This window comes from Cohnella boryungensis (genome assembly GCF_042651945.1).
Lineage (GTDB): Bacteria > Bacillota > Bacilli > Paenibacillales > Paenibacillaceae > Cohnella > Cohnella boryungensis.
The window spans coordinates 394,061-417,105 of the sequence record NZ_JBHSED010000040.1; the positions used below are offsets into that span (position 1 = coordinate 394,061).

Here is a 23,045-nt window from a genome sequence, read left to right on the forward strand (position 1 = left end):
TTATCCCAACTGATAGCGCGATACAAAACGTTTACCGCCGTCCCCCAGGACGGCGAAGTCGTTTTTACTTGCTTGTCGGGGAAGAACGAAGAAATACGAGGATAAGGATGCGAATGATGAAAAGAACGAATCGTTTGCCCGGAGGCAAACCGCAAGGCGCGCGCGAGGTTGCGATGAGCGTGCTGCATAACGTAGAGACGCAGGGGGCGTACAGCGGCCTGGAGCTGAATCAGGCGCTGCAATCCGCGGGGCTGGAGCGTCCGGACGCGGCGCTGGCGACGGAGCTGGTCTACGGAACGATCCAGCGCCTGAATACGATCGACTACGCCTTGCAAAGCCGGGTGAAGGGCTGGCCGAATAAAATAGAGCCGTGGGTGCGCGCCCTGCTGAGAATGAGCTATTACCAGCTGAGATGGCTGACCCGCGTGCCTGCTCACGCGGCAGTAGACGAAGCTGTGCGAATCGCGAAGAAGCGCGGGCATGCGGGGATCGGCGGTCTGGTCAACGGCGTGCTGCGCGGGTTGCAGCGCGAAGGCTTCGAGGCTCCGCTGCCGGCCTCGTTGTCTCCCGCCGAGCGTCTGGCGCTCACGCACAGCCATCCTCTGTGGCTGGTCGAGCGCTGGATCGCGGAATTCGGCGAGTCTGCGGCTGCGCAGATTTGCGCTGCCAACAATGAGCCGCCGCATGTGTCGGCGAGAGTCAACGAGCTGCAGAGCACCCGCGAGCAAGTGCTCGCCGAGATGAAGGCCGCGGGAATCGAAGCGGCGCCTTCGCCGTTGACGCGGGAGGGAATCGTTGCCGTCAAAGCGGGCAATCTGGTCCATACCGATTGGTACAAGCAGGGCAAATTCACGGTACAGGACGAAAGCTCGATGCTCGTCGCGGCCGTGGCCGATCCGAAGCCGGGCATGGTGGCGCTCGATTGCTGCGCGGCTCCGGGCGGCAAATCGACGCATCTGGCAGAGCGGATGCGCAACGAAGGCAAGGTGATCGCCAACGATGTGCATCCTCATAAAGAAGCTTTAATCCGGCAGCAAGCCGAGCGACTCGGCCTGACCTGCGTGCAGACGATGGCCAGCGACGCGCTGGAGCTTGCCGGGAAGCTTGAACGGGGCTCGTGCGATCTCGTGCTGCTGGACGCGCCGTGCTCGGGGCTCGGCGTTATTCGCCGCAAGCCGGAGATCAAGTGGAACAAGACGGCTGAGGATATCAAGAGTCTGTCGGAACTGCAGGGGCGCCTATTGGAGCAGGCCGGCACGCTCGTAAAGCCGGGAGGCACGCTCGTATACAGCACCTGCACGATCGGGACGGAGGAGAACGAGAACAGAGTTCGGGCTTTTCTGGAGCGCCATCCGGATTTCTGCCTGGACCCCCAGTGGCCGGATGAGACGTTGGCGCCGCTGCGCGAGGCCGGCAGCCTTCCGGAGTCGTTCTCCGGGATGCTCCAGCTCCTTCCCAACCAGTTCGGCAGCGACGGCTTCTTCATTGCCCGTATGCGAAAGCAAAGCCGATAAATTTATGGTAAAATGAACGAATGGTGGTGACAAAGTTGGAAAACGAACAAAGCAAGCCTTTTATTTACGATTTATCGCTGGAACAGATTCAGGAGTGGGTTAAGGAGCAGGGAGAGCCAGCTTTCCGGGCAGGGCAAATCTTCGATTGGCTTTACGTGAAGAGAGCCGGAGCCTTCGCTGAGATGAGCAACCTGTCGAAGTCGCTGAGAGAGAAGCTGGAGGCTCATTTTCGCTTCGTCACGCTGACCGAGATCGCCAAGTTCGAGTCGAAGGACGGAACGGTGAAGTTTCTGTTCGAGCTGCAAGACAAGCACGCGATCGAAACGGTTATCATGAGACACAACTACGGCAACAGCGTTTGCGTTACGACGCAGGTCGGCTGCCGGATCGGCTGCACGTTCTGCGCCTCCACGCTGGGCGGCCTCAAGCGCAGCCTGACGGCGGGGGAGATCATCGCTCAGGTCGTGCAATCGCAAAAAATTCTCGATCCCTTCAATGAGCGGGTTTCGAGCATCGTCATCATGGGGATTGGCGAGCCATTTGAAAATTACGACGCCACGATGCAGTTTCTGCGGACGATGATTCATCCGAAAGGACTGAACATCGGGGCGAGACATATAACGGTGTCGACGAGCGGCATCGTGCCGAGCATGATCAGGTTCGCCGACGAGAATACGCAGATCAATCTGGCCATTTCGATCCATGCGCCCAACGACGCGCTGCGCTCGAAGCTGATGCCCGTCAACCGGAGGTTTCCCTTCGCTGATGTCATTAACGCCTGCAAGTATTATATCGAGAAGACGGGACGAAGAATTACGTTCGAGTACGCGCTGATCGGCGGGGTGAACGACCAGGCGGAGCATGCGGAGGAGCTCGGCGACGTGCTGAAGGATATGCTCTGTCACGTCAATCTGATTCCCGTCAACTACGTGCCCGAGCGCAACTACGTGAGAACTCCCCGGGATGCGATTTTCGAATTTCAGCGTGTGCTGCAGAAGAAAAACGTTAACGTCACGATTCGCAGAGAGCAAGGCCACGATATCGCGGCGGCATGCGGCCAGCTGCGGGCGAAGCATATGGAGACGACGGGGTGATCTTGGGTGAAAACGGTATTGCGAAGTCATGTGGGCAAGGTGAGGCAAGTGAATGAAGATCTGGCTTGGAGCGGCGGCTTGACCGACGGCTTGACCGCGGCAATTGTCGCGGACGGCATGGGCGGCCATCGTGCCGGAGACGTGGCCAGCTCCTTGGCTATCGACAGCTTGGTTCAATCGCTGAAAGCCTGGGGCGGGGCGGAATCCGTCGCGAACAGCGCTCCCGCGCTTAGGGAGCTCATTCGCAAGGCGAACAAGGTCGTTTTCGAGACGGCGTCGCTGAACGAACAATACCACAATATGGGGACGACGGTCGTGCTTGCGCTGCTGGATGGCAGCGCGGGCTTGATCGGCCACATCGGAGACAGCCGGGCTTATCGGCTGCGCGGAGGGAAGCTGGAGCAGTTGACGGAAGACCATACTCTTGTGAACGAGCTGGCCAAGTCGGGCCAGATCAGCCCGCAGGAAGCCGCTCATCATCCAAGAAGAAACGTGCTGACAAGAGCGCTTGGCACGGACCGGGACGTAGAGCCCGACGTTCAAGCGATCGAGTGGCAGCCCGGAGACGTGCTCTTGCTGTGCAGCGACGGGCTTAGCGGGCTGGTGGAGCCTGCGGATCTGCAGGCTGCGCTGCAGCAGGCTGATTCCGAATTGGAGCAGCAGGCGCAGCGACTGATCGATATGGCCCTGGATGCGGGCGGAGACGACAATATTACCGTCGTGCTGGTTACCGACGACGGGCAGGCATACGCTGCGGGAGGGGAATCGGCATGATCGGACATACGCTAAGCGGACGTTACGAGCTGCTGGCTCGCGTAGGCGGAGGCGGCATGGCATTGGTCTACAAGGCGCGTGATTTGCTATTGAACCGTTTTGTGGCCGTGAAGGTGCTGCGCCAGCAGTTTACCCATGACGACGACTTCGTGAAGAGGTTCCGCCGCGAGGCGCAGGCAGCCGCTTCTTTGTCGCATCCGAATATCGTGAGCATCTACGATGTCGGACAAGTCGACGATACACACTATATCGTCATGGAATTTATCGATGGGGCCAATCTGAACGAAATCATTCGCGAGCGCGCTCCTCTGCAAGCAGACGAAGCGGTCAGAGTCGCTTCGCAAATCTGCGATGCGCTGGAGCATGCCCATCAGAATCAAATTATTCACCGCGATATTAAGCCTCATAATATTCTAATCGGCAATAACGGCCGGGTGAAGGTCACGGATTTCGGGATCGCCCGCGCGGTGACGTCCTCCACGATCACCCAGACGGGCTCGGTCATGGGCTCGGTTCATTATTTCTCTCCCGAGCATGCCAAGGGCGTGGCGACAGGCGAGAAATCGGATCTTTATTCCCTGGGCATCGTGCTCTACCAGATGCTGACGGGCCGGCTTCCGTTCCTCGGGGAAAGCCCGATCAGCGTTGCGCTGAAGCATCTGCAGGAGCCGTTCGAGCAGCCGCGCAAAGTAAATCCGTATATTCCGCAAAGCGTGGAAAACATTATTTTGCGGGCCATGCGCAAAAATCCTCACGAGCGTTACCAATCGGCTCGCGAGATGCTGCGCGATCTGGAAACCTGCATGCAGCCGCAGCGGCTTAACGAGCCTGCGCGCCATTACGAAAGCGACGAGGAGGACGAGGAAGACAAGACGAAGATCGTCCCCGCGATTCGCCCGGACATGCGCAATACGCTGGAGGCGCCCGCTATCAAAGTGTCGGCCTCCGAGCAGAGCTGGAACGAGGACGAGACGGGGGGACGCAAGCGCAAGTGGGTGCTTCCCGTCATACTGGGCTCCATGGCCGTCATTCTGATCGCGGTGCTGATCTGGGCCGTGTCCGCGCTGCGAGGACAGATCAGCAACGAGGACGTGATGGTTCCGAACGTGATTGGCAAAGAGGAATTACCGGCCATAGAGGAATTGAAACAAGCCGGCTTTGTCATCATGGAGCCCATCTTGCGAGAGGTGGTCGAGGATAAGGAGGAAGTCGGCAGGGTTATCGCTCAATCCAAGAAGGACATGGAGGCGAAGGAGGGCTCGGCGATCCAGCTGACAATCGGCCAAGCCAAAGACTTGCCGGAGATGCCTCCGCTTAAGGGACTGAAGTACGAGGCCGCGGTCGAGATGCTTAAGGAGATGGGCGTTGACGAGAACAACATTCTCCCGAGCGAGAAGCACGACCAGAGCGAGCCCGGAACGATATTGGATCAGTATCCTGCGGCCAAAGCCTCGTTCGATCCGGCCTCCGATACGAAGATCACGCTTACCGTCAGCAAAGGCGAGGAAGCCTTCCCGATGCCGGACCTGATCGGCAAGACGGAAGCGGAGGCGAAGGCTGCGATCGAGCAAGCCAACCTGAAGCTGCCTTCCGGCAAGATCATTCGCGAGCCGAGCTACTCCCAGGCCGGAACGGTCTTTAAGCAATTCCCGCTGGAGAAGAACGAGATGGTGACTCCGCAGACGGAAGTGACGATCTGGGTCAGCAACGGGTATCCGGACGATTCCAAGGTGCAGAGATTGGATGTAACCGTGTCTCCGGCCGTAGAAGGGCAGACCAGCAAAATCAGAATCGTTTACTCCGACGCGACGGGGGACAACATGGAAATTACGAAAAACATCAAGTCCACTACGTCAATCCCGGTTACGCTTATTTTGTCGCCGACGAAGGACGGTCAGATTACGATCTATCGCGACGGTCAGTTTATACAAAAAGAGCCGGTGCCTTATCTGGTCATTCCGGCAAGCTCATCCCCTGATCCTTCTCCGAGCGGCGGAGAAGAGGAAAGTCCTCCTCCCGACGCTTCTTCCGGCACGGTGGACGGCGGAGATCCACTGACCGGGGAGAATGAAGAAGGTCAATAGGACTTTGATTTTTGTCCATGGATTTCGAACGGGGTTGACCTAAAGGAGCTGTATGCTGTGCCCGAAGGTATTATCGTTAAAGCGTTAAGCGGTTATTATTACGTCCAAGGCCCGGACAACGAAGAACCGGTGCAATGTCGGGGCAGAGGCATCTTCAAGAAAAGGGGCGAGTCGCCGCTGGTCGGCGACCGCGTCCGTTATAGCCATACCGAGAACGGCGAAGGCACCGTCGAGCAAATATTGCCGCGCTCCTCGGAGCTTGTCCGTCCGCCGATCGCGAATGCCGATCTGGCGATTCTCGTTTTTTCGGTCATTCGGCCGGAGCTCAGCTTGATTCTGCTTGACAAGTTTCTTGTACACATCGAGCATGCCGGCATGGATGCGATCCTTGTTTTCTCCAAGCTGGACCGCATCCCGGAGGGGGACGAAGGCGATCGCATTCATCGCGAGATGGAGGCGGCGGAACGGCTCTATTCGACGATCGGCTATCAGGTAGTGAAGACCAGCGCTCATTCGGGGGAAGGCATGGAGACGCTAAGAGCGGCGCTGGCTGGGCACATCAACGTGCTGGCCGGCCAATCCGGCGTCGGCAAGTCCTCTTTGGTGAATGCGCTCGTGCCGGGACTCCAGCTGGAAACGAACGAGATCAGCGACAAGCTGGGACGAGGCAAGCATACGACGCGGCACGTAGAGCTTATCCTGCTGGCCGGCGGAGGTTATATGGCGGATACCCCCGGATTCAGCCAGCTGGATTTCGCCGAGCTTGGCATCGATGAGATCGGTTCCTGCTTTCGTGAATTTACGGACTATTCCCAGTCGTGCAAGTTCCGGGGCTGCACGCACACCCATGAGCCCCATTGCGCGGTCATAGAGGCGCGGGACTCGGGCCATATCGCGTCAAGCCGTTACGACAACTATGTCGGCTTCATGGCGGAGTGGAAAGAAATCAAGCGGAGGTACTAACATGACGATTATCGCACCCTCCATTCTGGCTGCGGACTTTGCCGCGCTGGGAGAAGAGATTCGCAGCATCGAGGCTGCCGGAGCGGATTGGATACATATTGATATTATGGACGGACACTTCGTGCCGAATCTGACGTTCGGACCGCCGGTCGTGTCGATGATCCGTTCGGCGACAAAGCTTCTGTTCGACGTTCATCTGATGGTAGACAACCCGCAAGCGCTGTTTCCTGCGCTCGCGGCAGCCGGAGCGGATCGCGTGACGATTCATCCCGAGGCGTGCGTTCATCTCCATCGCGCGTTGACGGAGGCCCGGGCGCTAGGCATGAAGGCAGGGGTTGCCTTGAACCCGCATACGCCTTTGTCCGTGCTGGAGTATATGCTGGAGGAGATCGATCTGGTGCTGATCATGACGATTAATCCCGGCTTCGGAGGACAGAGCTTCCTGCCGGCCATGCTGCCCAAGCTTCGCGAGCTGCGGGAGATGCTGAAGCGGCACGGACGGGACGATATCCATGTGCAGGTCGACGGGGGCATTAATCCCGAGACGGCCGCACTCGTAAGAGAAGCCGGAGCGAACTCGCTGGTGGCGGGAACCTACGTCTTCAACCACGCGGATCGGAAGGCCGCGATTGCTTCGCTGAGATAAGCTATACCGCCCAATTGCGGGTTGTCAGGTATAGGACAAAATGTCCTCCGCATACATTGGAATCAGTAGCGGGCTTCGATGGAGGAAGCCTGCAAGGGTTCAGCCTGCGGAGGAGGGATGGGACGATGAAGTTTTACACCATCAAGCTGCCGAAATTTTTGGGTGGCTTCGTCAAAGCGATTCTCAATACATTTCACAAAAATTGACGCCTTGTAGGCTCATACAGACGACAAGAAGCCTGACCCGAGGCCATGATAGGACGATCATGGCAGGGCAGGCTTCTTTTTTGACGGCTCTTTTGCGGCAGGAAGCGCGCCTCAGGCGCTCATCGAAGAGGCTGCCCCGGTATCGCGCGTCTCCGACAGCTTGATTCGGAACATAAGCGAGATAATTCCCGTGGCGACCAGAAACACGATGCCGGAGAAGATAAACATGCCCGCCAGCGGAATAAACGTATTTAACCAGCCGGACAGCGAGGTCATTAGGACAAGCATCCCCATGTAGATCGGACCGAAGATGCCGTTGACCCGACCGACAAAGGCTTCTTCGGACGCCTTCAGCACGATCGTATTAATGCCGACCTGCACGAATGGCAGCACGAAGCCGCGGATGAAATGAAAGAACAGCGACCAGAACAGCAGCGTGGTTAAGCCGATGGCAATCGAGGTGATCGCGCAGAACAGATTGCCGATGGCCAATATGACTTGCGGCGTTATTTTTTTGGACACCCCGACGACGAACGCTCCGCCGACAACCATCGCTACGACGTTGACGACCGCAAACCACTGATAGAATTCCTTGTCCAGGTGCAGGCGATCGACCACGATAAAAATCCCGAGCGACTGCGTCAAGCCCACGGCAATGCCGCCCAGGCCGAAGGCGATCCCCATGAGTCTCAAGATCGGGCGCTTGACGACGTATCGAAAACCGTCCCGCAGCTCCAGCCAAATGTTGGCCTCTTGCTTGTTCTTCTCTACGGATCGATCGGCAGGCAGCCGCAGAAGCAAAGCCGCCGAGATCAAGAAGCAAATTCCGACCAGCGCGATGGAAACGTAAATGCCGTAGGATTTGAATACAAGCGTGCCGATAGCCGGACCTCCGATCATGAAGATGGAGATCGTCGCTTGATATAAGGCCATTCCCGTCTGAAGCTGATCCTCCGGCACATGCTGCTTGAACAGCTTCATGCCGGACGGCTGGGAGAACTGCGAGAGGATGGCCGACAGGAATGTCGTGAAGAATATCGCCTTCCACGAAGCGCCTGCAAGCGCGAGCAGAATCAGGAAAATGGACAATGCGCTTAGCAGGTCGCAGATGACCATTGTTTTCTTGGGGCGCCAACGGTCCGCAAAAGCGCCGCCGATGACGGAAAAGACGAGAATCGGCGTAAATTCGGCAACATAGAGCCAGGAAACGGCAACGGAGTCGTTGTTCGTCTTTTCCATTACGAAGAGCAGTACGGCGAAGTTTCGAATCCAGATGCCGATCTGCAAAAACAGATTCGAAACCAGAATGACTCGGATAAACGGGTTGCCGAGAAATCCCCCGGGCGCAACGACTCTTCTCAAGCGCGACAGCATATTAATGCTTCTCTCCATCCTCTGATCTGACTTGTAACCTTGAGCAAAATCCCTAATTTACCCAACATAGCATGTCCATGATGAAGGTTCAACAAAATATGTAAAATTAAATAAAATATTAAATAATCGCACAAGAGCAAGAAGAGAAGCCCTCTCGCAGTATTGCGAAACCCCATGGCGTCGGATAGTATCTTAGCCAGACTTTTGAACGAGAGGGTGGTTGAGATGCAGGCAGAACTGCAGCGGTTCAAAAAGCTCGTTTTCCAGCTGCTGCTGGCCTCGGAGAACCGAACGACGGATATGCTGGAGCTTGTGCTCCAGGACAGCTTGATCCCTCGTGTGCTGAGCCAGTCTTTTCAAGAGAACCGGCTTCCGGAAGTCGATCCGCAAGGGAAGGACATCTTGCTGAGAGAGTCCTGCTTGCTTGCGGAAAGGAGCGGAATGCAGGTCTCCCAGAATATCGCGGTCATCTACCCGCAGCAGGTTCCGGAGGATGTCTACGACAGAATATCGCAGAAGCGGGAGGGGATCGGACATATGATCCGCGCGGGAAGCATCGCCAACGGCCGCAGTCTGCTGCGCTGCGGGTGGCGTGAAGGCCGAACGGTCGTCGATTTGTTCGGGAACCCGTATGAATTGCTGTTCCGCGAGAAATTCAGGGAGGTCCCTTACAAGGAATATACGATTACGTTCGCGGCTTACGAATCGCCTGGCATTCATCTGCTCGAGTATTTCAATCCGCGCCTTCTGGAGGCGGTCCCGATCCAGCTTCCGGAAAGCCCCGCCGCGATCGGTACGACGCCGGGCGGAATTTAAAGGCGAGGTTCAATCCTACATATTCTATTGAAACGCGAGCGCGCGGGGTGATACTTTCATTAGCACATAGCCGGGAGTCGATGCCGGTTTACGAAGCTGCCAGAGGAGGCCGATGGAAATGACGGAGAAGAATGTGCAGGAGATATTATTGGATGTGATAGAGAACAAGCTGAACATTCCGCTTGAACGCGAGAGGATTGACGGGAACACGCTTCTGGGCGATGAAGGGCTGTACCTGGATTCCATTCGGTTGATCGAGCTGGTGGCCAGAATAGAGGAGCAATTCGGTGTCGTCATTCCTGATCATGAGCTCGCTGAGCTCGCCAATGCCAATCTAGAGCGGCTTGTCGCCATCATCGTCGGCCGCGCGGAGGTTCGATGACCGCGATGCCCCGCGTGACGAAGGAGGATTTAAAGCAGCTGCTGCTGGAGCGGGACTTGTTTTCGAGCATTGCGGGGGAGCTGGACGAAGACACGGAGATCGTGCTGGATTCGCTTGCTCTGCTGTGGTTTCTGGAGGGCTTGGAGAAAAGGCTGATCCCTGGCGTTCAGTGGGCGGACGAGGACTATGCCAAATTTCGTTCGATTAACGAGATATACCGATTAATCGAAGAAAAAGCGGGAGGCAGCGGTGATTAATAGAGTGGCAGTGACGGGAATCGGGATCGCGACTCCGTTCGGCTTCGGAGAAGCGGCTGTCGTTCGTTCGATCCTCGCAGGCCGGCACGGCTTTCGACCGGTGAGCCGCTTCGATACCCGCCTATTCCGCACAAGCTATGCGGCGGAATCGGAATTCGACGGGAGCTTGGCGGAGCTGGGCATTCGCTGCGCGGAGGAGGCTCTTCAGGATGCCGGCTCTCCCGACATAAGGGATGCGGCATTGGTGCTGGGCATCGCGGGTGACTACGATGCGCTTCAAGCCTATTGGCGCAGCAAGCAATCTGCCGAGGAAACGGATCGGCGCATTCTGGAGTTCATGCCCGCGTACCAGGCGAACTTGCTGGCCTCGCGATTCGGCATGGTCGGGGCGGGGCAGAGGATATGCCTCAATAATGCCTGCATCGCTTCAAGCAATGCGATCGGTCTCGCCTATGAGCTTATTGCGCAAGGGAAGGCGGATATCGTGCTCTGCGGGGGCTATTCTCTGGTCACGGAGGAAATGTTCGCCAAGTTTAATTCGGGACGCGCCTTCGCCGCGGACGGGAGAGTGCGCGCGTTCTCGGCCAATCGCAGCGGCATGCTGCTCGGCGACGGGGGGGCGATGCTCGTTCTGGAAAATCTTGCGCGGGCAAGGCAGAGAAAAGCGGCTATAAAAGCCGAGATGATCGGCTGGGGACTGTCGTGCGACGCTTTCCACGTATGCCAGCCTCATCCCGAGGGGGCGGGCATGGCGCATGCGATCTCCAAGGCGCTGGCCAAAGCCTCCATAACAAGCCGCGAGCTGGACTATATTAACGCGCACGGCACGGGAACGCTTCATAACGATCGAAGCGAAACCTTGGCGCTGAAGAAGGCATTGGGAGAAGAAGCCTACCGAATTCCGGTCTCGTCTACGAAATCGATGACCGGTCACATTCTGGAGGGCACCGGCGCCGTTGAGACGGCGATTTCCATCATCGCCATGAACCGCAACATCATTCCGCCTACGGCCGGTTATGAGCAGAGGGACCCGCAGTGCGAGCTGGATTACGTTCCGAATGAGCCGAGACCGAGCAGCCTGAATACGGTGATGAACGTCAACGCTTCCTTTGGCGGCAACAACATTGCCATCGTGCTGCAAAAAATAAATGCGGAAAAGGAATGAAACCATGAGCTTAGCCATCGCTTCGATTTGCTCTATCGGGCCTTGGGGCAGAACGTCGGACAAACTGGGCGAGTGGCTGGACGGCACAGAAGAGGCCCTCGCAAGGTCGGCGGAATTGCCTGCGGTGCCCGGGTTTATCGAATCCGGCTTTAACCCCCTCGTTCAGCAATGCTTTGCTCCCCACTTCGCGAACGGGAAGGTAAAGGATCCGCGGAGGCTGGCGGTCGTGCTTGGCAGCACCTTCGGAGACACGACGACGGCGGATTTGGCCAGTATGAATCTGCTGCAGGGCAAAATCCATAATGCTCTGCTGTTCTACCAATCGGTCCCGAACTCGATCCTAGGTTATTTGTCGCGGGAACAAAGCTTGACGGAGATGTTCACCTGCTTCGCGGGATACGGGCATACCGCATACGCCGGTTTGTCCTTGGCGGAGCTGTATCTGGGGATGGATTCGGTCGAGCAGGTGCTTGTTATCGGAGTCGAGACCCGCTCGGACAGAGCGGATGAGATGTTCGCATGGCTGAATACGGACGAGCCCGGGGGCGTCTCCTTCGATTGGGCCGTTTCGCTCTTGGTGGAAAAGGCGCAGGAGGAGGAAGAGCTGTCCGTGAGCTCCGGCCAGACGTTGATCGCATGCGCTGCCGCCTCTGAACAGGAGGCTAGCCCGGGCTTTGGCCGATCCTGCCCGGCGCTGCTGGAGATCGCGAGGACCGTTGCCGATCTGGAGGCGGACAGGGGCGGAGCCACGCGTCGGCAGACGCTGATCCGCGAAAGAGATTTCGGGGGGAATGGTTATGAAATCAGGCTTAGCAGATAACGGCGATTTCTATTCGCGGCTGTTTCCAAGCGCGCCGGACCTCGACAGGCTGGCGTTAAAGCATCAAACGGGGATTACGTACGGAATGCTGGAAGCGGAAATCGAGCGCTGGCGGAGGAGACTGGCGGATCAAGGTGTTCGCCGGAACAGCCTTGTAGCCATGAGCCTTCCGAACTCTTTTACCTTTGTCTATGTCCTGTATGCCCTATGGAAGCAAGGAGCTCAGGCGATGCTGATCGATCCTCGCCTGAAGCGTGCGGAAGCAGACGATATTATCCAATCGCAGAGACCGAATTTCTTTATTCACCCCACGGAGGCACCTTCGCCGCTTGGCGGATTCAAGGAGGAAATCGCGGTTGGTGTGGATCAACTGCATGAAGAGGAAAGCCCGCGAGTATATGCGCTGCGGCTATTTTCGTCCGGGTCTACCGGGAAACCGAAGACGATCGGCCGCAAAGCGGAAGCGCTGCTGCTAGATATGCGGAAGCTGTCGGGAGGGCGCTATCTGGAAGAGAAGGATCGCGTGCTCGCGCTGTCTCCGCTATGCCATACGTACGGCTTGCTGAACGGCCTGATGCAAACGCTTTGCCGCGGGGCCGCTTTGCATTTTGCTTCGGTCAATCTGAGCAAAAGTCTGCTGAAGACGATACGGGAGGACAGGATCACGGTCATTTACGGCGTGCCGTTCCATTACCAGCTGCTGCTGGAATCTCCGGACGATCAGCCGCTGCCGGATGTGAGAGCGGCGATATCCGCGGGAGAGCCGCTATCCATCGAGCTGTACGAGCAATTCGCCGCCAAGTATGGCGTCCGGATCGGACAGCAATACGGCACAAGCGAGACCGGCGTGCTCGCAATGGATTGGAAGGGCGAGCATCCGGGAAGCGTCGGATGCGTGCTGGAGGGCGTCGAGCTGTCTATGGCCGGGGAAGAGGAGATTGCGGTGCGATTGGCGGAATGTCCTTATCTAGACGAACAAGGCGCGGAGCGCTACCGCGAGGGAGCTTTCCATACGTCCGATAGAGGAGAACGGCGGGATGGCTTGTTATACGTGCACGGGAGGATGGATTCGGTCATGGCGATCGGAGGCCTGAAGGTCGATCTGCTGGAGATTGAAGCGAAGCTGCGGCAATTTCCCGGAATCGCGGACGTGACGGTCTATGCGGACAGGCAGGCGGGAAGCGTCGGCGCTTACGTTCAAGCCAAGGACGGCTGCAAGGAGGAAGAGCTGCTGTCCTGGTGCAGAACGAATATGGCTGCTCACAAAATCCCCCAGGCTCTCTATTGGGTCGATGAGCTTCCTCGGACCTCGACCGGAAAAGTCATTCGCAGACGGCTGGAGGGAGCGCGATGAGCGAGCGGGCAGAGCTGCTGCTGCGGCATGCGGGAGAGTACGAGCGGAGCGGAAAGCTGTTGGAAGCGAACGATGCCTACCTTAGAGCACTGCGCCATGCGGACGAGATCGAGGAAAGGCAGGAGGCGGAGCGGGGGGCTGCGCGAATGAGCCGGGAGCTGGACAGACGAACCCCGTCTCCGGCCGAATGCGCGAAATCGATGAATAAGGCGATAAGCCTGTATTGCTACGGGAGAAGCGGCACTCATTTTCTCAAAAGCCTGCTGGACGGGCATCCCCAGATTGTATTGACGATGCTGGACGGGACGAAGCTGCTCGAATTGTGGGAGGAGAAGCTGGAGCGCAGTCTCCCGCTGAACTCCGATGCCATCGCGGATGCGGTCATGGAGAAGCTACCGTTCGAATTTAACGAGGGCCGCGTCTACAAGGAGCCCCAATTAAACGGGATGTGCTCGATGGGGGAGTCCCAGGACTATGTATTTCGCATCGACCGTATCCGGTTCAGGGAGGGGCTGAGTAAGTTTCTGGGGGCGGAAGAGGCTCCTGATGCGAAGCTGTTCTATCAAGCGGTCCAATTGGCGGCAGCCTACGGGCTGGGCAGAACCTACGACTTCCGCAAGGGGATTCCGACCATCGTCGAGGGAGGCATTCATTTCGGCCTCTATATAAAGGAAACCGAACGGCTGCTCGCGCTGTTTCCCGACCTGCGGCTGCTCTATATGGTTCGCAGACCGGATATCGCCTTCGCTTCCGCGCTGAAGTTTCAGCTGAAATCCGGGCAAGCCAATATATACAATCTGTGCTTTCAGCTTAAGCTTGTGCTGCAGCATACGCCGGCGATGCCCCAATGGGTCGACAGAACGCTGGCGATCCGGCTGGAGGACTTGCATCGCGGACCGCATACCATCTTGAAGTCGCTGTGCGACGCGCTTGATCTCGATTGGAGCGATACGCTGCTCAGCAGCACCTTCGGGGACGTGAAGTGGTGGAATACGACGACCTCGGCGGCCGTATCGGGATTCAATACGATTACGACCTCCAACGAGTATGGGGAGCTGCTTTCCGACGATGACAAGAAGCGGTTGGAGCGCTTCCTATGGCGGAAATTCAAGGCATGGGGCTACGCGGACGCTTCCCCTGCGGAGGACGAGGATTTGCCGGAACTGCTGAGCGTTCCATTTAAATTCGAAGCTCAGTACGGAGCGAGTCCAAGCGAGCTTGGCACGAACAGAATGATGATCAGACGAATTCTTTCCCAATTCGCGCTTGAAGATCGAGCTTTGGATCGGAGCAATGCCGACCTGCGCCAGGTGAAACCAATCTGTCTTTCGGGGTGAGTCGATGAACAAGCTGGAGCGAGGCGATATCGTCCTCCAATTCGGCAGCAAGGCGGAAACGCTAAGCCGCCTGGAAAACGTTGTTCAAGCGGCGGTTGTGCTGCCGCAGTACGCGCTCAGTCTGGCGCAATGGCGATCCGACCGCGAAGGGACGCTGGCTGCGCTGGAGCGTCTGTCGTGGTTTAGGCGGCCCGTCATCGTCCGAAGCAGCGCGCGGGACGAGGATGGAGAGCATGCTTCGCTGGCCGGGAAATATTTGTCGATCCCTCAGGTAAAAGGACGGCTGCAGCTTCGCGATGCCGTGGATCGGGTATTCGCCTCCTACGGGGAGGCTTCCGCGGAGCATCAGGTGCTGATTCAGCCGATGCTGCGGACGATCGCGATGAGCGGGGTCGCTTTCAGCCTGAATCCCAACAACGGCGGCAACTACAGAGTCATCAATTACGATGGGATTACCGGCTCCGCTTCTTCCATCACCTCGGGGAGCGCGGCCTATTCCAGAACTTATTATTGCTTTAGGGACTCGCCGGTTCCGGCGCCGCAGCCTCTGGACCGAATTCTCGCATTGATCGAAGAGCTGGAGCGGCTTTTTTCATCGGATCGGCTGGACATTGAGTTCGCGACGGATCGGAAAGGCGTTCTGTACCTGCTGCAGGTCCGGCCTTTGATCGTCTCCTTTCCCGTCCCGGAACGCAAAGTTCAAGCCGGGATCTTGTCGCGCGTCTACAGCAAGGTCGCCCAATCGCAAGGAAACAAGCCGTATCTGTACGGCAAGCGCACGGTATACGGCGTTATGCCGGATTGGAATCCCGCCGAAATCATCGGAGTCCGTCCGAGACCGTTGGCGCTGTCGCTGTATAAGGACCTTGTGACAGACAGCATCTGGGCGTATCAGCGGAACAATTACGGATACAAAAATCTGCGAAGCTTTCCGCTGCTGATTCATCTGGGCGGGTTTCCCTATATCGACGTGCGCGTAAGCTTCAATTCCTTCCTGCCGGAGCAATTCGAGGACGCCCTCAGCGAGAAGCTGATCGATTATTACGTGGATAGGCTGGCGGAGGAGCCGGAAAACCATGACAAGGTCGAGTTCAATATCGTGTTTTCCTGCTATACCTTCGATCTCGGACAGCGCATTCGGGCGCTGGGCGCTCGCGGCTTCTCCGAACGAGAGCTGGATGCGATCTGCGAAGGGCTCAAAGGGCTGACGAATCGCATGCTCGATATGGAGTCGGGATTGCTGCGCAAGGATTTGGACCGAATCGAGGAGCTGGAAGGAAAACGGGAGAAAATCGTGCGCAGCTCGCTCGACGCCGTCTCCAAAATCTATTGGTTGCTGGAGGATTGCAAGCGATACGGAACGCTGCCCTTCGCCGGCTTGGCCCGGGGCGGCTTCGTAGCTGCGCAGATGCTGCGCTCGCTCGTGAGCGTGGAGATTTTGTCGGAATCGGATTACCACGATTTCATGCACGGTCTGGAAACCGTCAGCTCCAAGATGGGCCGGGACTTTACGGAGCTGGACATGGATAGCTTTCTGACGAAGTACGGTCATCTCAGACCGGGTACTTACGACATCTTATCGCCCAGATATGACGAAGCCCCTGACAGATACTTCAGCTTCGGCAATCGGGAGGCGCGGCAAGAAGCGGCGAACGCTAGACCGTTTATGCTGTCGCTTGCGCAATTCAACAAAATCCGCAGCCTGCTGCTTAAGCACGGCTTGTCCGGCGATGTGCTGCAGCTCTTTGATTTCTTCAAGCTTGCGATCGAAGGAAGGGAATACTCGAAGTTCGTGTTCACGAAAAGCCTGAGCGAGGCGATCAGCTTATTCGCTTCGCTGGCGGAGGAGCACGGATTAACGAAAGAGGAAGCCTCTTACGCGGACATTGGAGTCATCAAGCAGGCGTATGAATCGGAGTGCGATGTGCGCGAGCTGCTGCTGCGCAGCTCGGCCAAGGGGAGGGAGCGCTACGAGTCGACCTTGCAGCTTTGTCTGCCCCCGGTCATTGTCGAGCCCTCCGACGTATGGGCCTATCACCAGCTCGAATGCGAGCCGAACTATATTACGCTCAAGCAGACCTCAAGCAACGTCGTATTCATGGACGATGGCAATCCCGACCGCCTGCAGGGAAGCATTTTGTTCATTCCCAGCGCAGACCCCGGATACGACTGGATTTTCTCCAGAGAGATCGCCGGCTTCGTCACCATGTACGGAGGGGCGAATTCCCATATGGCGATTCGTGCGGGCGAGCTGTCCATTCCGGCGGTTATCGGCGTTGGCGAGAAGCTGTACGAGCGTTACGGACAAGCCCAGGTGCTGGAGATCGATTGCGCAAGCCGGCAGATGAGGATCATTCGATGAAGCTGATCGGGGTGACGCAGAGAACGATCCGAATCGAGGCTTACCAAGAAACGAGAGACAGCCTGGATCAGCGCTGGTCTCCGTTGTTGTCCGAATGCGGTCTGCTTCCGATTGCCCTGCCGAACCATGCTCCGACGGCGCGCCGCTTGGCGTCGGAGCTGCCGCTGTCCGGTTTTCTGCTCACGGGAGGAGATCATCTGGCGGCGTACGGGGGAGGGTCCCCGGAGCGGGACGAGGTCGAGCTTTTCCTGCTGGAACGCGCCTTGGCGCTGAATGTTCCGCTGCTTGGCGTGTGCCGGGGAATGCAAGTGATTCTGCACTACTATGGCGTCCGGCTCGCAGCGGTGGAAGGCCATACGGCATCCCGGCACAGGGTACTGAGCTTGGAAGGCGGAGAGCCGGTACGAGTGAAAAACAGCTACCATGCCTACGGGACCAAAGAGATCGCGGAGCCGCTGCGGGTATTGGCAAGAGCGGCGGACGGGGTGGTGGAAGCCATCGGCCACCGGGAGAAAAGGATCAGCGGCATGATGTGGCATCCCGAGAGAAACGGGATTCCTGATGAAGACGACATCCGCTGGATCAAAGCTTGCTTCGATCACGGATAAGAGAGCCGCTTCACCAAATCAATAGATATCAGGAGGAATAAGCACATGAAGCATGGGGATTTTACGGCGTTGGCTACGCATTACATTAACCGCCCGGGTTACTCCGAGAGGGTGCTTCGCGCGCTGATGGCCCATATTGGGGCAGGCGGCGACTCTTGGCGGGTGGCCGATGTGGGGGCGGGTACGGGCAAGCTTACGGAAATACTCACGGAGCTGGGCATGGAGGGCTACGCGGTGGAACCGAACGATGCGATGAGAAGCGAAGGCGTCGGAGCCGGAGTCGGCAGGGGGAGCTTCGTCTGGTCCAAGGGCTTCGCGGAGGATACCGGTCTGCCTGCCAACTCTGTCGATTGGGTGTTCATGGCCTCTTCCTTCCACTGGACGGACAAGCCTGCAGCATTAAAGGAATTCCACAACATCCTGAAGCCCGGGGGGCATTTCACCGCGCTCTGGAATCCCCGCGATGTAGAGAGCAATGAGCTTCATCAGGAGATCGAAGGCTTGATTCGGAGCTATGTGCCGGAGTTGAAGCGAGTCTCATCCGGTCTCGGATCGAACATGTCCGGCGTAGACGAGGACCTGCTGTCCTCCGGGCTGTTCGAGGATTTGATTTTCATGGAGGCGCCCCATGAGGTGGAGATGACGAAATCCCGCTACCTGAACGCATGGAGATCGGTGAACGACATTCAGGTGCAAGCAGGTCCGGAAAGGTTCGAGAAAATCATGAGCGGCATCGAGAGCATCCTCGGCTCTGCGGATACGATCGTTGTCCCCTACAAAACGCGAGCCTGGACGGTTCGGGCGAAACGGTGAACGGGATGAGAGCGATTATTCTGGCCGCCGGCAGGGGCAGCCGCATGGGGGCATTGACGAACGAGCGCCCCAAATGCCTAACGCCGTTTCACGGGCGAACGCTGCTGGATTGGCAGCTCGGGGCGCTTCGCCAGGCCGGCATACGCCATATCGGAATCGTGAGAGGTTATCAGTCTCACCGCATCGATGCGGAGGGGGCGACCTTTTTCGAGAATGCGCATTGGGAACGGACCAATATGTTCGCCAGCTTATGCAAAGCGGCGGAATGGCTTGAGGAAGAGGCATGCCTGGTGAGCTACTCGGACATCGTGTATTCTCCTGAAGCCGTTCGCTTGCTTGCAGAGGCGAAGGAAGCTATCTCGTTGACAAGCAATTTGAACTGGCGCGCGTTATGGCAGGAGCGCTTCGCGGATCCCTTGTCCGATGCCGAAACGTTCAGGACGGATGAAGAGGGCTGGCTCACGGACATTGGACGAAAGGCCGCGTCGATCGAGGAGATTGGCGGGCAGTTCATGGGCTTGCTGAAGTTTACCCCGGAAGGCTGGGCCGCCGTAAAGCGCGTTACCCGCGCCTGCGGGAGCGAGGAGATCGCTCGAATGGACATGACCGGCTTGCTGTCACGGCTGATTGCCGACGGCGTCCGCATTCGCGCGATTCCCTATGACGGCTTGTGGCTGGAGGTCGATTCGGAGAGGGACCTGCGGTTGTCGGAAGGCCGATATGAAAGCTTATTCTAACCAAGAGGGCGAGGGACGAGCTTGGTGAAGCTGGAGATTACTCCCTATAATCGCAACTGGCTCGATTGTTATCTGAACAATCTTATTGCGATTCTAATGACGCGCAATGCCAAATACGAGCAATTGATCGGTTATGTCAGTTCCCGTTTCGAGATGCCCTTACCCGCTGCCGGCAAGTTGACGGACGAGGAGTATACTGGCTACCGTGGAGCCGGCGCCTACTTGCCCCATATTCGCAAGGGCATATCGGAAGCGCTTCTGCAGCGCTATCTCGACAGCGAAGAAATCGCGATTACGCCGGATACGGACATCATCGGCACGGTAAAAGAACTGCTGCGAGACGGACGGTATTGCTTCGTGAGGGTCAATCGTTATTATTACCCGGGCTGCTACGATTACATGACCCAGCGTCTAATTCATCCTTCTTTTATTTACGGCTACGACGACGAGGCGCAAAAGCTGCTGCTGATCGAGGACTATATTCAGGTCGGCCGCTTCGAGCGCTACGAAATCTCCTACAACGATTTTCTCATTGCCTATCGCTCGATTGAGCCGGAGGAACGATTCGCGCTTGCGGTCAGCGCCTCCGAGGCCGAATTCGAAGCGCCGTTAGAGCTTCTTAAAGCCAACATCGACGCCCAGCTTACGGATGAAGAGGCAAGCGACGATCATTTCGTCTATTACAAAGGAGTCGGCGGAATCCGGCGTTTCCGCGAGCATTTCTTCGAATCGATCGCCGGCGTAACCGACGTATCGACCAATGTGTTCAATCGGGTCTCAACGCTTGTTTTCTATCCGGACAGGAACAGAATGCTGATTCGCGATCTCCGGGCTGCAGGGCTGCTGGATTCCGGGGACGGGGAGCAACTGGCCAGCGGCTTTGACGATCTGTATCGGCTATGGGGCGGCATTCGGGCGAAAATCCTTCAGTACTACATGAGGGACAACAAACCGGACCTGCATTCCTATTTTGCGAATGTGGACGCCTCGTTGCGAGAGTGCGAAGCGGAACGGGAGCTGCTGGAGCGATTGCGGAAAAAGCTGGGCTAGCCGAGGACAAGCGATGAACGGGAGGGAACCAGGCAATGACGGCGGATGGCACGGTCTATTGGATTACAGGATTGGCGGGAGCCGGAAAGACGACCATCGGCTCGCAAGTCTATGCTCGGCTCAAGTCCGTGAAAAGCAATGTCGTCTTCCTCGACGGGGATGTGCTGCGGGAGGTGTTCGGTCACGATCTGGGATACGCCCCGGAAGACCGCAAGCGGAGCGCATCCCGAAATTCGCGGCTATGCAAAATGCTGGCGGAGCAAGGCCTAGACGTCGTCTGCGCGACAATCTCGCTGTTCCACGAATGTCACGACTGGAACAGGGCCAACCTGCGGCAATACCGGGAGATCTATGTGCGCGTTCCGATGGAGGTGCTGTCCGCCCGTAATCAGAAGGGATTGTACGCCGGGGACGAGCGGGAGGAAAGGGGTCATGTGTGGGGCATCGATCTTGCTTGCGAGCTGCCTCGAAGTCCGGATTTGATCGTCGACAACGACGGAACGAGCAGTCCTGAAGAGATAGCCGCGCGCATTGTGACGCTGTGAGTTGGACGCTGAGCGGATCGTGCAATTCCAAATCTTGAGTTAATCGAGTAACTCCTATACTTTGCAGGTTGTGTAGGAGCTTGTTTAATTTTAAAATCAAATCACGACTCAAATGTAAACGGCTACATTGAGACGCATTCGGATCTGCAGCAGGTTCATCCGCAGCCGTTCATTCGAGCAAACCGCAGGGGAGGGAAAATCATGAAATATCGCTTTTACTCCTATGTGCCTCAACAGATGCTTGCAGCTAACAGCAAGATCAACTTCTCTTATATGGAGAACAAAGTGCTTGTCATCGAAGCGCTCTCGGAGCTGACCCTAATCCAGTCGGGGCAATCCTACGAAATCCGCCCGGGGGCGCTCATCCTTGCAGAGGGACCCGAAATCGCGAATCCGGGCCCCGAGGTCGGTTATTTCCGCTTTATGGCCTTTGACGGCGGAGAGAAGAGGCCCGAAGGTCCGAGATCCGCCCGCGTCATACTTGACAGAGGCAAGCCGGAGTTCATTCTAATTCGCCAGATCGTTAATTATCCGATATACCGGAAGCGGGATATCGAGGAGGTAGAAAAGCTGTTCGACGAGGTGTGCTTGGCGGTAACGGAGACGGAGCGGACTGGGAACGGAATGCCGTCGAACCTGCACGGTCCGATTGACCCCCGGCTGCTTATCGTGAACAGATATATTCGCAAAAACTACCATCAACCGCTGTGCCTGCAATACTTATCCGATTTGATCGGCTGTCACCCGGTCTATCTAAGCAATATGTACGCCAAAGTGTTCAAGATGGGCCCCATGCAGCATCTGCAGCGGATTCGGATGCAAATCGCGAAGCGTCTGGTCGCGGACCCGCATACTCCGATCAAGGAGATTGCGCGAAGCCTCGGGTATGTGACTAGCTCGCAATTCGGCGCCGTCTACAAGAAATACTACGGAACGACTCCGCATAAAAACCGCATAAACGAAATGAGCGAGGGAACGGCTATTTAACCAAGTCAGGGGGGAATTGATTTGCTTGGACGTTTGGATATGGATAGCGTGACGGCAACGGTGAAGGAGAAGCTGCGGCACATTCTGGGGCTGCGAGACCCGCTAACCGCGGATTTGGAGCTGGAAACGGTCGGATTGAGCTCGCTTACGGTCATCCAGCTTCTGGCCGAGCTGGAGGATGCGTTCGATCTGATCTTCGAGGGGAGGGAGCTGCGGTTCGAAAACTTCGCGACGGTTCGGCTCATCGCGGATACGGTGGCGCTCAAGCTTTCCGCGGCTCATGGCGCGCATTGACAAGCGACTCATTAAGGAGCGATCTATTCAAGCACAAAAAAGAGGTTGCCGACTAAGGGATCTTAGGAGGCAGCCTCTCTTCTTTGTTTTCATTACGTTGTTACACGCGCGTTACCGCTCCGGACTTCAGAGCTTTAGCGCTTACGTATACGCGCTTCGGCTTGCCGTTCACCAGAATGCGCACTTTTTGCACGTTAACCCCCCAAGTACGGCGGGTAGTGTTGTTCGCGTGAGACTTGTTGTTGCCGGAACCTGGCTGTTTCCCTGTGACATAACATTTACGAGCCATTAAAAATACACCTCCCTGCCACGTCCATACAAATACTTCACTATAATATCACAAGCCCGATCTTCCATGCAATGAAAATGCGCATTTTCGCGGCTTTTGGATGATAATCCCGAGATTTGAGCTTAAAACGGGAGAGAACGGCTTCATTCTCCCGTTTTTTTATAGTACAATGAAGTATGGCCCATAATAAAGGCATAAAGGAGTGATTTTCCATGCCTCTGCAGCTTGCTTCGGAGAACGGAAAGATAGATGTGGCGGATCAGGTCATCGCGATGATCGCCGGTTCGGCGGCGCTGGACTGTTACGGACTGGTCGGAATGGCATCCCGCAAAGGGCTGAAGGACGGAATCGCTGAGTTGCTTGGGCGAGAGAACTTGTCCCGGGGAATCGAAGTCCGTCACGAAGGCGAACAGGTCCACCTTGACCTCTATGTCGTGGTAAGTTACGGAACCAAGATTTCCGAAGTTGCCCATAACATTCAATCTAAAGTCAAATACGTGCTTGAAGAAGTCGTCGGCCTGAAGGTCGATCAGGTGAACGTTAATGTTCAGGGAGTGCGGGTTTTAAAGTAGCT

25 protein-coding genes are annotated in these 23,045 nt (G+C 57.0%); 23 read left to right on the forward strand and 2 right to left on the reverse strand.

The genetic code is table 11. The features are described 5' to 3' along the window. Window positions 1–113 precede the first annotated feature (113 nt). The 7 genes from rsmB (at window position 114) to spoVM (ending at window position 7,281) form a co-directional block, all read left to right on the forward strand. Complete coding sequence (gene rsmB / locus ACFO1S_RS20630; protein ID WP_378127463.1) at window positions 114–1,514, forward strand: 16S rRNA (cytosine(967)-C(5))-methyltransferase RsmB; 1,401 nt, start codon at window positions 114–116, stop codon at window positions 1,512–1,514. A gap of 35 nt (window positions 1,515–1,549) precedes the next feature. Next, the gene (gene rlmN, locus ACFO1S_RS20635; protein WP_378127465.1) at window positions 1,550–2,608 is read left to right on the forward strand and encodes a dual-specificity RNA methyltransferase RlmN; all 1,059 of its coding nucleotides are present in this window, start codon (window positions 1,550–1,552) and stop codon (window positions 2,606–2,608) included. Window positions 2,609–2,614: 6 nt separating this feature from the next. Further along, window positions 2,615–3,382, forward strand: coding sequence for a Stp1/IreP family PP2C-type Ser/Thr phosphatase (locus tag ACFO1S_RS20640; protein ID WP_204601426.1), 768 nt, complete (start codon window positions 2,615–2,617; stop codon window positions 3,380–3,382). After that, window positions 3,379–5,466 carry a Stk1 family PASTA domain-containing Ser/Thr kinase gene (pknB, locus tag ACFO1S_RS20645; protein ID WP_204601427.1) on the forward strand — a complete coding sequence of 696 codons (2,088 nt, stop codon included), beginning with the start codon at window positions 3,379–3,381 and terminating at the stop codon, window positions 5,464–5,466. The genes ACFO1S_RS20640 and pknB overlap by 4 nt, the downstream gene beginning before the upstream one ends. A 57-nt stretch (window positions 5,467–5,523) precedes the next feature. Then, window positions 5,524–6,429, forward strand: a complete 906-nt coding sequence (gene rsgA, locus ACFO1S_RS20650; RefSeq protein ID WP_204601428.1) for a ribosome small subunit-dependent GTPase A — start codon at window positions 5,524–5,526, stop codon at window positions 6,427–6,429. A gap of 1 nt (window position 6,430) precedes the next feature. Then, on the forward strand, window positions 6,431–7,075 hold the full coding sequence (gene rpe, locus ACFO1S_RS20655) for a ribulose-phosphate 3-epimerase (RefSeq protein WP_204601429.1): 645 nt from the start codon (window positions 6,431–6,433) through the stop codon (window positions 7,073–7,075). 125 nt (window positions 7,076–7,200) lie between these two features. Beyond that, window positions 7,201–7,281 (forward strand): stage V sporulation protein SpoVM, encoded by an 81-nt coding sequence (spoVM, locus tag ACFO1S_RS20660; RefSeq protein WP_041064529.1) that lies wholly within the window; start codon window positions 7,201–7,203, stop codon window positions 7,279–7,281. A 111-nt stretch (window positions 7,282–7,392) separates the two neighbouring features. Here spoVM and ACFO1S_RS20665 read toward each other — a convergent pair whose 3' ends face one another. After that, the gene (locus tag ACFO1S_RS20665; RefSeq protein ID WP_378127468.1) at window positions 7,393–8,673 is read right to left on the reverse strand and encodes an MFS transporter; all 1,281 of its coding nucleotides are present in this window, start codon (window positions 8,671–8,673) and stop codon (window positions 7,393–7,395) included. Window positions 8,674–8,880: 207 nt separating this feature from the next. Between ACFO1S_RS20665 and ACFO1S_RS20670 the strand changes: the two genes are divergently transcribed. The 15 genes from ACFO1S_RS20670 to ACFO1S_RS20740 all read left to right on the forward strand — a co-directional run bounded on the left by ACFO1S_RS20670 (window position 8,881) and on the right by ACFO1S_RS20740 (window position 22,182). After that, window positions 8,881–9,471, forward strand: coding sequence for a hypothetical protein (locus tag ACFO1S_RS20670; RefSeq protein ID WP_204601430.1), 591 nt, complete (start codon window positions 8,881–8,883; stop codon window positions 9,469–9,471). Between the two features lie 118 nt (window positions 9,472–9,589). Next, window positions 9,590–9,853 (forward strand): acyl carrier protein, encoded by a 264-nt coding sequence (locus tag ACFO1S_RS20675; protein WP_204601431.1) that lies wholly within the window; start codon window positions 9,590–9,592, stop codon window positions 9,851–9,853. Further along, window positions 9,850–10,110 (forward strand): hypothetical protein, encoded by a 261-nt coding sequence (locus ACFO1S_RS20680; RefSeq protein ID WP_204601432.1) that lies wholly within the window; start codon window positions 9,850–9,852, stop codon window positions 10,108–10,110. The genes ACFO1S_RS20675 and ACFO1S_RS20680 overlap by 4 nt, the downstream gene beginning before the upstream one ends. Next, window positions 10,103–11,275 (forward strand): beta-ketoacyl-[acyl-carrier-protein] synthase family protein, encoded by a 1,173-nt coding sequence (locus ACFO1S_RS20685; RefSeq protein ID WP_204601433.1) that lies wholly within the window; start codon window positions 10,103–10,105, stop codon window positions 11,273–11,275. Before ACFO1S_RS20680 ends, ACFO1S_RS20685 begins: the two co-directional genes overlap by 8 nt. 4 nt (window positions 11,276–11,279) lie before the next feature. Then, window positions 11,280–12,095: a hypothetical protein gene (locus ACFO1S_RS20690; protein WP_204601434.1), complete on the forward strand. Its 816-nt coding sequence runs from the start codon at window positions 11,280–11,282 to the stop codon at window positions 12,093–12,095. Continuing rightward, window positions 12,073–13,449, forward strand: a complete 1,377-nt coding sequence (locus tag ACFO1S_RS20695; RefSeq protein ID WP_204601435.1) for a class I adenylate-forming enzyme family protein — start codon at window positions 12,073–12,075, stop codon at window positions 13,447–13,449. Before ACFO1S_RS20690 ends, ACFO1S_RS20695 begins: the two co-directional genes overlap by 23 nt. Next, complete coding sequence (locus ACFO1S_RS20700) at window positions 13,446–14,786, forward strand: sulfotransferase (RefSeq protein ID WP_204601436.1); 1,341 nt, start codon at window positions 13,446–13,448, stop codon at window positions 14,784–14,786. Before ACFO1S_RS20695 ends, ACFO1S_RS20700 begins: the two co-directional genes overlap by 4 nt. A 4-nt stretch (window positions 14,787–14,790) precedes the next feature. Further along, window positions 14,791–17,148, forward strand: coding sequence for a PEP/pyruvate-binding domain-containing protein (locus ACFO1S_RS20705; RefSeq protein ID WP_204601437.1), 2,358 nt, complete (start codon window positions 14,791–14,793; stop codon window positions 17,146–17,148). Continuing rightward, window positions 17,145–17,756 (forward strand): gamma-glutamyl-gamma-aminobutyrate hydrolase family protein, encoded by a 612-nt coding sequence (locus ACFO1S_RS20710; protein WP_204601438.1) that lies wholly within the window; start codon window positions 17,145–17,147, stop codon window positions 17,754–17,756. The genes ACFO1S_RS20705 and ACFO1S_RS20710 overlap by 4 nt, the downstream gene beginning before the upstream one ends. Window positions 17,757–17,801: 45 nt before the next feature. After that, window positions 17,802–18,569 carry a class I SAM-dependent methyltransferase gene (locus ACFO1S_RS20715; protein ID WP_204601439.1) on the forward strand — a complete coding sequence of 256 codons (768 nt, stop codon included), beginning with the start codon at window positions 17,802–17,804 and terminating at the stop codon, window positions 18,567–18,569. Window positions 18,570–18,574: 5 nt separating this feature from the next. Next, window positions 18,575–19,306 carry a phosphocholine cytidylyltransferase family protein gene (locus tag ACFO1S_RS20720; RefSeq protein ID WP_204601440.1) on the forward strand — a complete coding sequence of 244 codons (732 nt, stop codon included), beginning with the start codon at window positions 18,575–18,577 and terminating at the stop codon, window positions 19,304–19,306. A gap of 21 nt (window positions 19,307–19,327) precedes the next feature. Next, window positions 19,328–20,356, forward strand: coding sequence for a hypothetical protein (locus tag ACFO1S_RS20725; RefSeq protein WP_204601441.1), 1,029 nt, complete (start codon window positions 19,328–19,330; stop codon window positions 20,354–20,356). 35 nt (window positions 20,357–20,391) lie between these two features. Beyond that, on the forward strand, window positions 20,392–20,901 hold the full coding sequence (locus ACFO1S_RS20730; protein ID WP_204601442.1) for an adenylyl-sulfate kinase: 510 nt from the start codon (window positions 20,392–20,394) through the stop codon (window positions 20,899–20,901). 201 nt (window positions 20,902–21,102) lie between these two features. Beyond that, window positions 21,103–21,888, forward strand: a complete 786-nt coding sequence (locus tag ACFO1S_RS20735) for a helix-turn-helix transcriptional regulator (protein ID WP_204601443.1) — start codon at window positions 21,103–21,105, stop codon at window positions 21,886–21,888. Between the two features lie 21 nt (window positions 21,889–21,909). After that, window positions 21,910–22,182: a phosphopantetheine-binding protein gene (locus ACFO1S_RS20740; protein WP_204601444.1), complete on the forward strand. Its 273-nt coding sequence runs from the start codon at window positions 21,910–21,912 to the stop codon at window positions 22,180–22,182. Window positions 22,183–22,282: 100 nt separating this feature from the next. Here ACFO1S_RS20740 and rpmB read toward each other — a convergent pair whose 3' ends face one another. Further along, window positions 22,283–22,471, reverse strand: a complete 189-nt coding sequence (gene rpmB / locus ACFO1S_RS20745) for a 50S ribosomal protein L28 (RefSeq protein ID WP_204601445.1) — start codon at window positions 22,469–22,471, stop codon at window positions 22,283–22,285. A gap of 212 nt (window positions 22,472–22,683) precedes the next feature. Here rpmB and ACFO1S_RS20750 point away from each other — a divergent pair, with 212 nt between their 5' ends. Next, window positions 22,684–23,043, forward strand: a complete 360-nt coding sequence (locus ACFO1S_RS20750) for an Asp23/Gls24 family envelope stress response protein (protein WP_204601446.1) — start codon at window positions 22,684–22,686, stop codon at window positions 23,041–23,043. Window positions 23,044–23,045: the final 2 nt, after the last annotated feature.